Below are 16078 nucleotides of genomic sequence, written 5' to 3'. Positions count from 1 at the left end.
GTCATAAGTATTTCGCCGTGCCGCCCTCAGTTCTACTACAACTTATCGAGGCTTAGGGACGCGTGTGGTGTAAAGTAGCACACGTACTGTCTGAGTGTGTCCCGATGGGTCTTAGCGTGCGACCCCTACCTCGACACAACAGGTTGTGGGAACATCAATTTCATGAATCGTGAAATAGTTAATAAGTATAAATGGTGTAGAATGGTGCTCTCTTCGGGCTTTGTGGATTGATGGCGGTGAAATGCCCGTAACATCTTTCGTGACGCCATTTCACGTATCATGAAAACATCTATGTGTGATGATACCGTGAATTGAACTATGACAACCAACCGCTTTGACGTGGCCCAAGACGATGGATATCTAGCGACGACGACCGTTACGAGTTTCCGTATCATTGAGGCTCTAAAACGCCGCGACGGTGCTACAGTCCAGCAACTCGTCGAAGAGTTAGGGCTCGCCTCGGGGACCGTTTACAAACATCTCAACACGCTTCAGTCGATCCAGTATGTCGACAAAGATGGATCTGAGTACCGTCTCGGCCTGGGATTTCTTGAACTAGGTATTGCTGCCCGCACCCAGCGAAATCTCTATAACCAGACCTACGATTCACTCGAAAGCTTAGCCGAGACGACTGGAGGTGTGACGACGCTCATGGTTCCAGAACACGGGTTTGGTGTCTACCTCACCCAGATTGTCCCCTCGGGTGCGACGACTCCACCACATCAAGAGGGTGAGCGAGCACACCTCCACGCTACCGCTGGGGGAAAAGTCATTCTCGCCTACCAACCGACAGAAACTGTTGAGTCGTGGTTGGAAAACCGGACGCTTCCGTCGCTGACGCCGTTCACAATTTCGGACCCAGAGGAACTCCAGTCAGAGCTGCAGTCTGTGCGGGACAGACGGGCCGCCCATTCGCGTCGTGAGCAGTTCGAAGAGTGGCATGCGGTCGCCGCTCCGGTTACGGACGATGACGACGAAGCTATTTGTGCGGTGGGTATCAAAAAGCCGGTCGACCCTAATGCGGATACGACAGACATGTCCGAGTTCAAGAACTTACTCGGGAGTACGGTGAGTTCTATCGAGAGTAAACTACGGTTCAGATAGTCTGACAAAATTACATTCATATGCTTGTAATCTCTATCCGAACACAATTCTGGTCATGCCCACACATATATAATACCAACTAACGAAAGCAGACGTATGGCTGATGATTCGATTGATCGACCGAACGTCCTCATGATCGTGACCGATCAACACCGGTGGGACACAGTTGGTGCGCACGGTTCTCCGATGGATCTCACACCGAACATCGATCAACTCGCCGCCGAGGGTCTTCGATTCGACAATGCAGTTACTCCACAGCCGGTCTGTGGTTCGTCGCAATCGGTTATTCATACTGGTCGATATGCAACTGAGACGGGCGTTTGGCGTCACTCACTTCCACTTGCTGACGGGGAACGAACGCTCGCACACTACTTCGCTGAGAACGGGTACGAGACGGGTTTCGTCGGGTCATGGCATCTGGCGGGGACATTTGACGAACCGGTGCCAACGTCCCACCGTGGTGGCTACGAAGACTTCTGGATCGGTGCTGATGTTCCCGAGTTCATGACTCAGCCTACGGAAGGGATGCTGTTCGACGAGAACGGCGAGCCCGTGACGTTCGATAAGTACCGTGCGGACGCCTTCGCTGACTTCGCTATCGACGCAATCGAGACGCTTTCGGAACCGTTCTTCTTGATGGTCGGCTTCTTGGAGCCACACGACCAGAACGACCAGCAGACGTTCGTCGCCCCTGAGGGATACGCAGAACGCTATAGAAACAACCCGTACGTTCCGCCGGATCTCCGTGACCGGCCAGGAAACTGGTTCAACGAACTGCCGGACTATTACGGCGCAGTCGAACGTATAGACGAGTGTATTGGCCGACTTACTGATACGCTTGCACGCACAGGTGTTCGTGACGAGACGATAGTTGCATTCACATCCGACCATGGGTGCCATTTCCGTAGTCGGCCCGGTGAGTATAAGCGCACCTGCCACGATGCATCAGTCCATGTCCCGGCTGTCCTTCAAGGACCAGGAATCGACGCTGGACGCGTCGTCGAGCGGACCGTCAGCCTTGTTGACTGGGCACCGACGATTCTCGACGCCGCTGGCAATGACGTTCCCGAGTCGATGCACGGCCACAGCTTACTCGACAACGACCACCCCAGAATGGGTGAGGCGTTCATCCAGCTCAGTGGCTCGGAAATCGGCCGAGCAATCCGAACGGATCGCTGGAAACTGGGAGTTTCCGCACCGACGTTGACCGGATGGCGCGGGGGCAAAGCAGAGAAGTCGAGCGACCACTACGTCGAGAGATACCTATACAACCTCGCGCGTGACCCCGCCGAACAGGTCAACCTCGTCGGTCGGCCTGAGTACAGAGCCGTCTTCGAACGGCTCAGAGACCGATTGCTTGAGTATATCCGTGATGTCGAAGGTGAAGACCCGACTATCGATCCGGTCTCCAACCCCGGATATCAGGACTACTGACCCCCTTCTGTTGGGTGTTCTTTCGCCTCGATACCTCCAATTGGCTTGTCTTCGAAACGGTCTTTGATTTAGTTTCATGGTATATGAAAACCTCAATTCCATCGATATCGGCCAGAGATGGGCACAGGTGGCACATCTCCATGAGTTGACTGTTGCCAACCGCGGCTGTTTCATGTAACATAGAATATTGTGGGGCGAGTTCTGCCGTTGAGTCCGCCTGCTACAGCTTAGGGGTCAATCTCTGAAGTCAGCCGACTGCTCCGAACTTGCCCTCTGTCTTGCCGAGAGGGCTTACCGGAGAAATTCCTACGAGAGCAAGATTTAACACGAATAACAATCTTGGACGTGGTATGGGTAAGCTAGACGTTCAGCACCTCAAGAAGGTGTTCCACGACAATAGCGGAGATATCGTTGCTGTCGACGACTTCGACGTGGAGATCGAAGACGGCGAGTTCATCGTTCTCGTCGGTCCCTCTGGTTGTGGGAAATCCACGACACTACGATGTATCGCAGGTCTCGAGACACCAACATCTGGTGAGTTAGTACTTGACGGCGAGGCAGTTACTGACAACAAGCCTAAGGCGCGGAATATGGCGATGGTGTTCCAGAACTACGCGTTGTACCCGCACATGACTGCAGAAGAAAACATGTCTTTCGGGCTAAAGATGACGACTGACCTCCCGAAGGACGAGATTCGAAAACGGGTTCACGAGGCGGCCGAGATGATGGGTATCGATGATCTGCTCGGTAAGAAGCCGGGTGACCTTTCCGGGGGGCAGCAACAGCGCGTTGCGCTTGGTCGTGCTATCGTCCGTGAACCCGAAGTGTTTCTGATGGACGAGCCGCTATCGAACCTCGACGCGAAACTCCGGACGACGATGCGGACGGAACTCCAGAAAATTCAGCAGAAGTTCGACGTGACGACTATCTACGTCACGCACGACCAGACTGAAGCAATGACCATGTCTGACCGAATCGCCGTGCTCAACGACGGTGAACTGCAGCAGATTGGGACTCCGCTGGAATGCTACCACCAGCCGGAGAATCAGTTCGTCGCCGGCTTCATTGGCTCACCGTCGATGAATTTCTTCGATGTCGAACTCGACACGAGCGGCGAGACGCCAACGCTCGTTCACGACGCCTTTAGCTACGAATTGGACGATGACGTCTACGCAGATATCGAAAGCTCGGGACAACAGTTCACCCTAGGTATCCGTCCTGAAGATATCAAAGCGGTTCCAGCAGGCACACACAACGCGTTGTCGCCGGAAGTGGAGGTAACTGAACCACTGGGCGATGTCACCTACGTCTACCTTCAAATCGGTGGCAAGCAGTATACTGCAACGCTCGAAGGAGACATCGTCATCGAACCGGGGAGGCAGCTAACCGTTCAGTTCCCGCAGGACCGGATTCATCTCTTCGACGGGAAGACGGGCGAGACACTTCGGAACCGCGAGCCACCCGAGTCTAGTGATATCGACGCACTCGTTGGTCTCGACAACGTCGGCAGCGTTGAGGTCGGAGCCGAGTGATGCTGCGGGACAGTCACTAGTAGATCACTCTGCTAGCGAAGCGTCGTCGCTTGGATCGAACTTTCTCTTCCCGATAGTGTAGTTAACACCGCCGTTGCCGATGTCTGTGGAATATGTGCCCATTAGTAAATTATAAATAATGGTGGTCTAATGTGTGCTGTAGGGTTCATCCCATGACAGAGAGTAACTCATCTAGTTTGAGCAGGCGTTCACTCGTGAAGGGCCTCGGTGTTGGCGCAGGCGTCGCACTCGCGGGGTGTACGGGTGGCGGTAATAGTGGAGGCGACAGGCAACTCGGCGGAGGCGATGGGGACACCGCTACCGACCAGAGTAACAGTAGCGGTGATGCAAGCGGGGATGAGGTGCTCTTCTGGGAGTACACCTTCCCCAACGACGACTCACCTCCCATCTGGAAGGACACGTTCAAAGAGAACTACAACGCTCGGGGCGACGCACCGTTGACTATCGGGCGGTTCTCATACGAGGATCTCCGACAAAAGTTTCTCACGGGTGCTCGGACCGGCGATCCCGATGTCATCGAGGGTGTCCTTGCTCACCTGACGGAGTATATCAAGGCGGGACATCTCGAACCACTTGACGATCGTGTCGAAGAACTCGATTACTTCGACGGCTTCGTCGACTCTGCGCTCGACGCGATGCGGTACCAAGGGAAGCTCTACGGGCTTCCGTACACGGGCAACGGCCGTGCACTCATCTACCGGATGGACGTTCTCGAAGAGTTGGGCCAGGAGCCGCCGGAGACCGCTCAGGAGTTTCAGGAAATCGGTCGGCTCATCAACAAGGAAGTCGACGGCATCCAGGCCTACCACAACTGTACGAAAGACGGCAGCGTCCGAGCGTTCCAAGAGTGGATGTCGCACGTCTATCAACATACGGACCAGCTCTACGTTCCCGAGGGGGACGCGTGGGCGTTGAATATCGACGCCGACACGCTCGGCCAAATTTTCGACAACTGGTACTACCAAGTGTGGGCGGCCGACGAACCACTCGGTAACCCGGACCAACTTGGGACCGGGTGGCAGGTCAACGACCCCGGGTACCTCAACGGGCAGTTCGCCTTTATCGAGTGTGGGACGTGGCTCCGTGGCTGGACGACTGGGACCAACATCAACGATACCGATGCGACGGCCACGCTCCTCAACGAGAACACCGGCGTCGGCCACCTCCCCTACGGTGACGGTGGTTCGAAGGGGACGTTCCTCGAAGTCAAACCGATAATGATGAACTCACACAGCGACCAGAAGGACGCCGCGTGGGATGCAATCGCCACGTTCGCCAGTCCAGACACGATGAACGCGATGGGTGAGGACTCTCCCGGAAACGCGATGACACCCGTCCACGACGAGGTGGAATCAACCATCGACAACGAGAACTGGGAACCGTTCGTCGACGTGTTCAAGACTGGTCGCGCACTCGCGAAAGTTGGATGGGGCCCCGTCCGAGAGCCGTTCTACCGCCTTATGCAGGAGGTTTCCTACGGCAAGACTGACCCGTACAAGGCCGGTACGAAACTCCACGAGGAACTGACCGCACTCGAAAGCGAACTGTAGAACACCATGGCCACACAAGACATCTCGTCTAGTCCACTCTCGCCGTACGTAGCGGAGTTCAAGCGGTTCGTCTCGGACACCTGGTTGGGCTATGCGATGGTACTCCCGGCTGTGATTATGCTCGGCGCCATCATCGTCTACCCGACGCTTCGAGGAATCCAACTGGCGTTCTTCGAAGTGTCACTTTTGAACCCCGAGCAGATGACGTTCGTCGGACTCAGCAACTTCGGTCAGATGCTGTCGGACGCGACGTTCAAGTCGGCGCTCTGGCACACGGTTCTGCTGACGGCCGTCGCCGTCTCGCTACAGTACCTCCTCGGGTTGGGATTAGCGCTGGCACTCAAAGAGAAAGTGCCTGGAGCTGGCTTCTTCCGTAGCGCATCGATGATTACCTGGGTGCTTCCCGGCATCGTGATGGTTATCATCTTCCGATTTCTCGTCCAACCCGATTTCGGCCCGGCCAACATCGTCCTCGCGAAGTTGGGGTTGGAGACGACGTACTGGTTCGGCCGTCCCGGTGTCGCATTCCCGCTTATCGTCGTGATGCACGTGTGGCGTAACGTTCCGTTCTACGCCATTGCACTCATGGCCGCGATGAAGTCGATTCCGGAGACCCAGTACGAGGCTGCCCGACTTGACGGTGCAGGACCGTTGCAGGCCTTCCGATACATCACCCTCCCACAGATATCGTACGTGTCGATGATTATGATCGTGCTGCACGTCATCTTCACGTTCAACAACTTCGACATCGTCTATCTCTCGACCGGCGGCGGGCCGCTCGGGAACACAGAGGTGATGTCGACGTACATCTACAAGCAGGCGTTCGAACAGTACGCCCTCGGATACGGGGCGAGCATGGCACTCGTGATGCTCATCATCATGATGGCCTTCACCGTCGTGTACGTGAGACTGGAGGCTCGCGACTAACCGAACAGACCAATGGCAACTGACTCATCCACACACTCGTCTTCGGACCGTTCGCTGATTCAGCGCTTCGACGCGTGGCTATCCGACGACATGTCGCCGCGTCGTCTCGTCGGAGTGTACGCTGTCCTCAGCCTGTACTTCGCCTTCCTCCTGCTTCCGGTGGGGTACATGCTGCTCGTGACGTTCACATCCCAGGAGTTCCTCTACTCGCCACAACTCATCCCGTCGCTCGGTGACCTCACCGTCGAGAACTACCTCACTGTTCTGCAGACGGGGGCGTTCCAGGGGTACTTCGTCAACTCAGTCGTCATCGCGGTTTCGACGACTACCCTCACGCTCGTTGTCGGGACGCTAGCGGCATACTCACTGAGTAGATTTGAGTTCCCCGGCCGGCAGTCGATTCTGCTGTCGTTCCTCGCGACGCAGATGCTCCCGCTCGTGCTCATCCTCATCCCGTTTTTCCTGTTGATGTTCTCGCTGAATCTCATCGACTCGTATCTCGGCATCGTTATCGCGCATTCTGTCGGTGGGATTCCGCTAGGCACGTGGCTGTTGAAAGGGTACTTCGATGATATCCCGACATCGCTCGACGAGGCAGCGAAGATGGACGGCTGTTCGCGCTTGGACATTCTCTGGCGTATCATCGTCCCGCTGTCGTTGCCCGGCATCGCTGTTGCGGGGTTCTACACGTTTATTCTCTCGTGGAACGACTACCTACTCGTCTCGATCCTGTCGCAGACAGCCGCGACGCGAACGCTTCCGTTCGGTCTCCAACTGTTCCAGTCGCAGAACACGGTCGCGTGGGAACTACTGTTGACGGCAGCGACGATTACTATCGTCCCTGTAGTCGTCCTGTTCGCCTTCGTCCAGAGCTACATCGTCGAGGGGCTTGCCAGCGGTGGGATGAAAGGGATGTAATCCTGTTTTCACCACCCCTTTCGAGGAACGAGGCACAGACATACTGATATTCTAAGATACACACCATGACACGAATCACTAACTACGAGCTGTTCGAGGTACCGCCACGGTGGTTATTCCTCCGTATTGAGACGAGCGATGGCATCGTCGGCTGGGGAGAACCAGTCGTCGAAGGCCGGTCACACTCCGTTCGGGCCGCCGTTGAGGAGCTCATGGAAACGTACCTCCTCGGCGAAGATCCGAGTCGAATCGAAGACCACTGGCAAACGATGTACCGCGGTGGCTTCTATCGCGGTGGTCCAATCTTGATGTCCGCAATCGCCGGTATCGACCAGGCGTTATGGGACATCAAGGGCAAACAGTTCGATGCACCAGTTTACGAGCTCCTTGGTGGCCCGGTTCGGGACCGCGTTCGTGTCTACCAATGGGTCGGTGGCGACCGCCCCGCTGCCGTCGGCGAAGCTGCCGCAGAGAAGGTTGACGCTGGGTTCACGGCGCTCAAGATGAACGCGACGCCGGAGATTCGACGAGTGGACAACCCAAGCGCTGTCGCGGACGCTGTCGACCGTCTCCGAACCGTCCGAGAGGCGGTCGGTCCCGAGGTCGACATTGGCGTCGACTTCCACGGGCGAGTCACGAAGCCGATGGCCAAGCGACTGGCGAAGGCGCTCGAACCGCACGAGCCATTCTTCATCGAGGAACCAGTTCTCCCTGAGCACAACGACGCACTCCCGGATATTGCGGCGCAGACATCGACACCCATCGCAACCGGCGAACGAATGTATTCACGGTGGGACTACAAACATGTCTTCGAAGACCAGTCGGTCGATGTCATCCAGCCAGACCTCTCACACGCTGGCGGCATCACCGAAGTGAAGAAGATCGCAGCAATGGCTGAGGCGTACGATGTGGCGATGGCACCACACTGCCCACTCGGTCCGCTTGCGCTCGCCTCATGTCTCCAAGTAGACGCCGTCGCACCAAACGCGCTCATTCAAGAGCAGAGCCTCGACATCCACTACAACGAGAGCAACGACGTACTAGACTACCTCGAAGATCCCTCGGTCTTCGACTACGATGATGGCTACGTTGACCTCCCAGACGGTCCAGGTCTCGGCGTCGACATCGACATCGACTACGTTCGTGAGCGCGCCGAAATTGACGTCGATTGGCACAATCCGGTCTGGCGACACGACGATGGGAGTGTTGCCGAATGGTAGACTCACAACGACACGAGGGGCGGGTCGCCATCGTAACGGGGTCGACGAAAGGTATCGGTGCGGGCGTCGCAAAGCGCCTCGCCCGCGAGGGTGCAACCGTCGTCGTCAACGGCCGTTCGGCCACCGATGGCCAAGAGACAGTCAATACTATCCGAGAGGTCGGTGGCGAAGTGACGTTCATTGAGGCCGACATGCGAGACCCCGCGGCCATCGAGGCGCTGGTCGAAGAGACTGTGGACCGCTACGGACGTCTCGACGTGCTTGTTAACAACGCCGGCGTCCAGACGGAGACGACTGCGTCCGAGGCGACGATGGACGACTGGGAGTTCGTCGTCGAGACTGATTTCCGTTCGTTCTGGCTGTGCGCCAAACACGCGGCCGAACACATGCCTTCCGGGGGTTCTATCGTCAACATGTCCTCGAACCATGCCTTCTTGACGATGCCTGGGCTGTTCCCCTACAATGCTGTCAAGGCGGGTATCAACGGGATGACGCGTGCACTTGCGCTCGAACTCGGTCCTCTCGGAATCACCGTCAACACCGTCAATCCGGGATGGGTCGAGGTCGAACGCACGCAAGCGGAGTTGAGCGCAGACGACCGTGAGCGTGTTGAGGCAATCCACCCAGTCGGTCGAATCGGCGTCCCCGAGGACGTTGCCGCGACAGTGGCCTTTCTGACCAGCGATGAGGCGTCGTTTGTGACTGGGACCAGTCTACTCGTTGACGGCGGTCGGACTGCAGTCATGCAGGATCACACCTACCTCGAATACAAAGAGCGTTACTAGCGGTCACTGCGCCCCAACTGACCTACCGCGCGATACCGCCTCCTCTGTTTTCTACCACCCGTTCGACTTCTGCCGGCGTCACGACTGCGAGGTCGCCTTCGATGGTTCGTTTGAGTGCGGCAGTCGCCGCGGCGTAGCAGAGCGCGTCGCCGACGGTGTCGCCGGCAATGTGTCGTGAGAGGTATGCGCCGACGAACGCATCACCGGTGCCAATCGCGTCCACCGTCTCCGTCTCGAACGCCGGTTGGTCGTACACCGTTCCGTCGTTGAGGGCAAGCGCACCCTCATCACCACGAGTGACGATTACTGTCTCGAAATCGAAGTCGTCTACTAGCCCTCCGGCGAGTGCTCGAGCGTCGCCTTCGCGGTCGAGGACGTGGCGGATGTCGCGCTCGGCCGCGACAAGAATATCGACGTCAGAAAAGAATGACTCACACGTTGCCTTCGCTTCAGCCGGCGACCAGAGCTTTCCCCGGTAGTTGAGGTCGAACGCGGTCGTCGTTCCCGCCGACTGTGCGTCAGCGAGTAGTTCGGCCGTCGTCGCTTCGAGCGTCTCCGAGAGTGCGGGAGTGATACCGCTCGTGTAGAACACGTTGGCGTTACGAATCGCGTCCCGATCGAGTTCGTCCGACTCGGCGGTGGTGACGGCTGCGTCGGCCCGGTCGTAGATGACCGTTGTCGGTCGAGGTGCTGCTCCCTGCTCGATATAGTATGTTCCTTGGCGTAACGACGTACTCCACGCAACTCGGGGGTCAACACCGTGGGTTTGGATTTCGTTCGTCACGCGGCGGCCAAGCGCCGAGTCCGGGAGCTTTGAGAGCCAGCAGGCGTCGGTGCCGAGTCGTGCCGCCGCAATGGCAACGTTGCTCTCTGCCCCCGCCGTTCGGAAGTCGAGTTCCGTCGCAGTTTCCAACCGTTCGCCCGCAGGTGGACTCAGCCGAAGCATCGTCTCGCCGAAGGTGACGAGGTCGGGTGTCATCGGTACTCCTCGGCGATTGCGACGAACTCGCTGGCTGCGTCGGTCAGCGTACTAAAGTCGCCCGCGGCGATGGCCTCACCGTCGACGATGGAACTGCCGACGCCGAGGGCAACCGCGCCGGCTTCGAAGAACGCTGCCGCGTTGTCGGTCGAGACGCCACCCGTCGGTATCAGCGGGACTTGCGGGAGTGGCCCGTTTATCGCACTTATTTGTTTGGGGCCGACAGCTGACGCAGGGAATAGTTTACAGAAGTCTGCGCCGGCCTCAGTCGCGGTGAGCGCCTCGGTTGGCGTCATCACGCCCGTCGCAATAGGCGTGTCGTACCGGTTGCAGGTCTCGATGACGTCCGTGTTCACCGTCGGGGTGACGACGAACTCAGCACCGGCGAGTTGGACGGCCCGTGCAGTCTCCGGGTCGAGAACCGTCCCCGCACCGATGGCAACATCCTCGACGCTGTTGGAGACCTCTCGAATCATGTCCACCGCGCCCGGTGTATTGGCTGTAATCTCGATCGCGTTGACGCCACCGGCTGCGATAGCACGAACGATGTCGGGTGCGACAGCTGAATCGATGCCACGCACGATCGCGATGATTCCAGGATCGATGATACGCTGGTGAACCGAGACTTCACTCATAGGTACATCTACGACTCCGGGTGGACCAGTATAACTTCTTGTGATGGTGGCACCACTTGGACTCAAGAAAGAAATCCAGTCGTACAAATGGTTGATGCTGACCAAGCGTTCGCATCCTCTGAGTGTTGTAGTGGACTCCCAGCGGAACTGCAACGCTTGGCCGGCGGCAGTGCTTCCCTGAGGAAGCAACAAATCATACTGTGCTGTTACACACAGCACTACCTCTCTCAACAATACTTGCGACTATCGACCAGTCTTGCGTGTAGAGATTCCCGGTTGACTGACGTGCTCAGTCCACCGAACTCTCTCCGTAGGCCGGTCTAGTGTTGCGGTCTGCGCAATCACTCAAACCACTAGTATTCAATTCTATCGGACAGTAGTGATGGATCCGTTGGGTGCCCACGTACAGCGACACTTGCCGAGATCGTGCTTCAGGGGTGAAGCATGAGAGAAGCTGAATAATACAGAATAGCGGGGATTAGATAGGCCGTATCTCCACACCTCGGGCCGGCAACGAGCGAGGTCTAGCCGACCGAGGATTTTTATTGTGGTGCGATATCTCTTATCATAGACAATGTCAATTGGTGTTTGCTACTTTCCAGAACATTGGCCACGCGAACAGTGGGAATCTGACGCACGGCAAATGGCCGAGGCGGGCATCGAATACGTCCGTCTGGCTGAGTTTTCGTGGGGCGTCATCGAGCCGACACTTGGGGGCCTCGATTTCTCGTGGCTTGACGAGGCGGTCGATATACTAGCTGATCACGGCCTGAACGTCGTCCTCTGTACACCAACGGCAACGCCGCCGAAGTGGCTCGTCGACGAACACCCGGAGATTCTGCAGGCCGACCCCGACGGGACGCCTCGGCACTTCGGCTCGCGTCGCCACTACTGTTTCAACTCGCCCCGATACCGAGAGGAGACGCGCCGCATCGTTTCGGAGATGGCAGCCCACTACGCAGACCATCCGGCCGTCGTCGGCTGGCAGACCGACAACGAGTTCGGCTGTCACGGGACCGTTCGCTGTTACTGCGAGGACTGTTCGGCCGCCTTTTCCGAGTGGCTCGCAGCGAAGTACGACGACGTCGGCGACCTGAACGAGCAGTGGGGGACGACGTTCTGGAGCCAACAGTACGCCTCTTTCGAAGCTGTCGACCCCCCGCGGCCGACACCGGCAGACCACCACCCCTCTCGCCTCTTGGATTACTACCGCTTTGCGACCGATAGCGTCATCGAATACAACCGTATCCATGCCGATCTCATTCGCGAGCATGGTGACTGGTTCGTGACGCACAACTTCATGGGGGATTTCGAGACGCTCGACATGCACAAGGTCAGTAACGATTTGGATTTGGTTTCGTGGGACTCGTATCCGACAGGCTTCGTTCAGGACCGCCGGGCCGCCGACCCATCGATGGATGAACTCCGAGCGGGCGACCCAGATCAAGTTGGCCTGAACCACGACCTCTGCCGGGCGACGAATGATGCTCCGTTCTGGGTGATGGAGCAACAACCCGGTGACGTCAACTGGCCACCCTCCTGCCCACAACCGGGTGACGGTGCGATGCGACTCTGGGCACACCATGCAGTCGGCCACGGTGCCGACGCCGTTCTGTACTTCCGCTGGCGCCGATGTCTAGAGGGTCAAGAACAGTACCACGCTGGGCTCATGAAGCAAGATGGATCGCCGGACCGCGGCTACAACGAGGCGAAGGCTGCAGCCGAAGAACTCACCACAGTTGATGTTGACCACGTTGACGCTTCTGTTGCGCTTCTCCATGACTACGACAATTGGTGGGCTATCGGTGTACAACCTCACGCTCCCGAATTCGACTATTGGGAGCATCTCCGATGTTACTACCGTGTACTCAGAGCCCGTGGCGTGCAGGTTGACGTCGTTCACCCGGACGCCCCACTAGACGACTACGAGGCCGTCGTCGCACCGGGGCTTCACCTCGTCGATACCGAACTTGCGGACCACCTTACTCAATTCGTCGAGCAGGGTGGTCAGTTACTCGTGGGGGCGCGCTCTGGCGTGAAGACGCCGGCCAATCAGCTACACGAGACGCTTGCACCGGGGCCACTCGCGGACCTCACCGGTCTCGTCGTCGACCAACACGAGAGTTACCCGGAAGATGTCCCACTCGCCGTGGAAGTTGATGGCGATGAGTACGCTGCCACAATCTGGGCGGAGTGGCTCGACCCCGATCCACAGACGACCGTCGTAGCGACGCACACTTCCGGTCCGGGAGCTGGACGTCCGGCAGTCACCCGGAGGAACCGTGGCGACGGCTCAGTAACGTACTGTGGTGTCTGGCCGGGGTCAGAACTGCTTGACGAACTCGTTGCTGAGCTGCTGTCTCGCGGCGGAATCAAGCACACTTCCCGACTTCCGGACGGAGTTCGATTCAACGAACGAGACGGCCTGACATGGGTGACGAACTTCACCAGTCGTCAGTTCGAACTAGATGTGCCAATGGGGGCTGTTGTATCCGGCGGGCAGACGCTGGGTGCGTTTGATGTGGCCGTCGTATCCACCGCTCCACACTTGATCAGCATCTCGAACGAAGCCTCGTAGTGGCCGAAGACGCTCACGATTGTACTCTTGAGTTGAATCGGGAGCATACAACACTTCACCTTCTGAAACTTGCCCGCCCGACCAATAGATTGGATATAGCGGAATATGGTTTATTACTTGCTCTCCGTTTGGGCCGACAAATTGCTAATCCTCGTTGTCTCTGCGGGACAATGAGGTAATTGAGAATGTAAGAAATCTACTATTATTGCGCTACCTTCGAACTCCTTGGTCCTTAGAATGGGCTACCAGGGAAGCGACGCTCGTTCTCTTGGTCAACAAACCACCCAGCGGAGTCCAAGTTTCGGACCGTGACCGACTGCCAACTGTCGATTTTCGCACCTATACTGCTGTAAGCGCCGTTTCTTGGCTAGTCGAACGTCATCCCGTAGCCCCACTCTTCGAGGCACTCTTCTGTTTCATCGAGGTGCTGCAGGCCGACCTTCATGAGCGCTTCACGGAGGTCGGTGAGTGAGACGTTTTCTTCGAACCGGTCTTCGAACTCCCGGAGGGCGTCTCGCTCTGCGACTTTTGTCTCCTTCTGTAAGAACAGCGGGACGCGGTCACGACCGTCTTGGACGCCATCGCGGCGGAATTTGTATGGAATCTGGATCTGCTGGCGAGACTCTTGGGTGTCTTCGCCCTCGGCCTGTTTCGAATTCGTTTCTTCGGCCTGTTCAGGCTCTGTTTCCTTCGTCTGAGTCTCTGTATCGGTCGTCGAGTCAGTCGACGAGTCATCTGCAAACGGATCTTCACCAGCTCCTTTCTTCATGCCAGTCATACCGTCACCACCTCGTGATCGACGTCACCCGGTTCCGGGGGGTTTGGCGCTTCGATACCAACCTGTTCTTCGAGATGTCTCGCGATGCGGTCGAACTGAGCAAGCGTTTCAATTTCGTAGTCACGGCGACGATCACGATGTTCACGGACGTATTTGAACGCCGAACATTGCTCCATCCAGCACCCCTCCATCAGGGAGGCACGCTCGCTGATGATCTCTGGGATCGGATAGTCGATTTCAGCTAGTACCTGCCGTTGATCACGTGTGTTTTTGAATCCGGTTGGCACGGCGGCGAGCACACCAACGTCAATCTCGAGTTGGTCTTCAAACCCGGCGACGAGAGCCTCAAGCCCTTCAACTGCTGCACGGCCCTTTGCGCTTGGTTCGACGGGGATGACAAGCGACCGCGTCGCGTGAATCGCGTTGTAGAGGTGTGGCCCTTCAGTTGCTGGTGGGTCACAGATCAGTACATCATACTCCTCTGGGACGCCGGCCTCGCGGAGCACACGGAGTAACTGTGCGTGCATCCCGAATGCTTCGCCCATGGCCTCTGCCTGGTCTTTCTCTCGCTGGAGAAAATCGGCTAAATCTGAGAGCATATTGTGCTCCGGAACGATGTCGACACCTTCGACGGTCCGAATGAGATCCTCAAAGTCGCCGTTGGGGCGTCGAATCATATGCCGGACAATGTTATCGACTGAATCCGTCCGCTGGTCGTCAACCCCGAAGAGACGTGAAAGATCGCCGTCTTGTGGGTCAAGTGGAACGACGAGCGGTTTCAACCCTGCCCGAGCGTGCGCAACCGCCAGGTTTGCTGCGGTGGTCGTCTTCCCGACCCCGCCTGCCTCGCTGTAGGTCGAATATGTGAGCATACTGTGTTCATGATGAACCATCACCTTGAATCTTCTGTGCATGCACTCATTGTGTTCAACAGGGACATTCATTCGTTGTGTTCAGCAATGAATGTACACAATGAACAAACAGGCTGAATACATCTGATGAACAAACACAACGAACGCCATGGCTGGGTGAGGCTATGCTCATCCATTATTGCAGCGGTCTGCGGAGTAATCTTGAGATTTAGTGAACAAAGTTAATGAACACAATTCATGATTGTATGAACTGAATAATACTCTTGGCCAAACATCTTTGCTGTGACACCACGTAGCTACTACTGGAGACAATCTGTGTCACACACGTCTCCACAACTCCCCCATGACGACTGATTCAACGATACTTGGCCGGTGTCCTGACTGCGGTGACGAACTTGCACCGCATCAATCGCTGATTGAGTTTGAAGAAGCAGACGGTACAACCGGCGTGTTCGCGGAATGCTACTCGTGTGATGACGTCGTTCGACCAGAGTGACCCCTGCTCTTTGTTGCAGAAATCGACTTTCACACATCGGTGATGAGGGGTGCGATATGTCTGGGAGAGTTCCAGTTGAGAACTGCAGGAGATGTTCGATTTACACATCGATGACGGGGGGAGAGGGCCTTCAATCTCGACCTCGATGAACACGTCAGTCGTCGCGTTGAGTGTGCCAAATGGTTCGTGGCCCAAACCTACTTCCTGCGGCGAGATCCTGTCCTGAGTGGCGAGCTAACGCTACTCAAT

13 protein-coding genes are annotated in these 16078 nt (G+C 57.0%); 9 read left to right on the top strand and 4 right to left on the bottom strand.

Going from position 1 to position 16078, the window contains the following annotated elements; all coding sequences use genetic code 11:
- Window positions 1-318 precede the first annotated feature (318 nt).
- The 8 genes from E4P24_RS16490 to E4P24_RS16455 all read left to right on the top strand — a co-directional run bounded on the left by E4P24_RS16490 (window position 319) and on the right by E4P24_RS16455 (window position 9491).
- Window positions 319-1104: an IclR family transcriptional regulator gene (locus E4P24_RS16490; RefSeq protein ID WP_042663429.1), complete on the top strand. Its 786-nt coding sequence runs from the start codon at window positions 319-321 to the stop codon at window positions 1102-1104.
- Window positions 1105-1200: 96 nt separating this feature from the next.
- Entirely contained in the window at window positions 1201-2538 is a 1338-nt protein-coding gene (locus tag E4P24_RS16485) for a sulfatase-like hydrolase/transferase (RefSeq protein WP_188148817.1), read from the top strand.
- A gap of 350 nt (window positions 2539-2888) precedes the next feature.
- The gene (locus E4P24_RS16480) at window positions 2889-4070 is read left to right on the top strand and encodes an ABC transporter ATP-binding protein (protein ID WP_004967640.1); all 1182 of its coding nucleotides are present in this window, start codon (window positions 2889-2891) and stop codon (window positions 4068-4070) included.
- 215 nt (window positions 4071-4285) lie between these two features.
- Window positions 4286-5641, top strand: coding sequence for an extracellular solute-binding protein (locus E4P24_RS16475; protein WP_233194410.1), 1356 nt, complete (start codon window positions 4286-4288; stop codon window positions 5639-5641).
- Window positions 5642-5737: 96 nt separating this feature from the next.
- Window positions 5738-6568, top strand: coding sequence for a carbohydrate ABC transporter permease (locus E4P24_RS16470; protein WP_223174074.1), 831 nt, complete (start codon window positions 5738-5740; stop codon window positions 6566-6568).
- Between the two features lie 12 nt (window positions 6569-6580).
- Entirely contained in the window at window positions 6581-7486 is a 906-nt protein-coding gene (locus E4P24_RS16465) for a carbohydrate ABC transporter permease (protein WP_004967643.1), read from the top strand.
- Window positions 7487-7551: 65 nt separating this feature from the next.
- Window positions 7552-8706: a galactonate dehydratase gene (gene dgoD / locus E4P24_RS16460; protein ID WP_004967644.1), complete on the top strand. Its 1155-nt coding sequence runs from the start codon at window positions 7552-7554 to the stop codon at window positions 8704-8706.
- Entirely contained in the window at window positions 8700-9491 is a 792-nt protein-coding gene (locus E4P24_RS16455) for an SDR family NAD(P)-dependent oxidoreductase (RefSeq protein WP_042663427.1), read from the top strand. The genes dgoD and E4P24_RS16455 overlap by 7 nt, the downstream gene beginning before the upstream one ends.
- 22 nt (window positions 9492-9513) lie before the next feature.
- Here E4P24_RS16455 and kdgK1 read toward each other — a convergent pair whose 3' ends face one another.
- Both kdgK1 and E4P24_RS16445 read right to left on the bottom strand, forming a co-directional pair.
- Window positions 9514-10470, bottom strand: coding sequence for a bifunctional 2-dehydro-3-deoxygluconokinase/2-dehydro-3-deoxygalactonokinase (gene kdgK1 / locus E4P24_RS16450; protein ID WP_188148816.1), 957 nt, complete (start codon window positions 10468-10470; stop codon window positions 9514-9516).
- Window positions 10467-11105: a bifunctional 4-hydroxy-2-oxoglutarate aldolase/2-dehydro-3-deoxy-phosphogluconate aldolase gene (locus tag E4P24_RS16445; protein ID WP_004967647.1), complete on the bottom strand. Its 639-nt coding sequence runs from the start codon at window positions 11103-11105 to the stop codon at window positions 10467-10469. Before E4P24_RS16445 ends, kdgK1 begins: the two co-directional genes overlap by 4 nt.
- A 574-nt stretch (window positions 11106-11679) precedes the next feature.
- On the opposite strand from E4P24_RS16445, the gene E4P24_RS16440 reads away from it, so the two are divergent.
- The gene (locus E4P24_RS16440; RefSeq protein WP_083899918.1) at window positions 11680-13683 is read left to right on the top strand and encodes a beta-galactosidase; all 2004 of its coding nucleotides are present in this window, start codon (window positions 11680-11682) and stop codon (window positions 13681-13683) included.
- A gap of 367 nt (window positions 13684-14050) precedes the next feature.
- Here E4P24_RS16440 and E4P24_RS16435 read toward each other — a convergent pair whose 3' ends face one another.
- Both E4P24_RS16435 and E4P24_RS16430 read right to left on the bottom strand, forming a co-directional pair.
- On the bottom strand, window positions 14051-14461 hold the full coding sequence (locus E4P24_RS16435; protein ID WP_115883608.1) for a hypothetical protein: 411 nt from the start codon (window positions 14459-14461) through the stop codon (window positions 14051-14053).
- The gene (locus E4P24_RS16430; protein WP_004967663.1) at window positions 14458-15333 is read right to left on the bottom strand and encodes a ParA family protein; all 876 of its coding nucleotides are present in this window, start codon (window positions 15331-15333) and stop codon (window positions 14458-14460) included. The genes E4P24_RS16435 and E4P24_RS16430 overlap by 4 nt, the downstream gene beginning before the upstream one ends.
- Between the last annotated feature and the right edge of the window lie 745 nt (window positions 15334-16078).

Origin of the sequence: Haloferax sp. AS1, from assembly GCF_014530665.1 — an archaeon.
Taxonomy (GTDB): domain Archaea; phylum Halobacteriota; class Halobacteria; order Halobacteriales; family Haloferacaceae; genus Haloferax; species Haloferax volcanii.
This window is presented reverse-complemented; position numbering and strand designations above follow the sequence as displayed.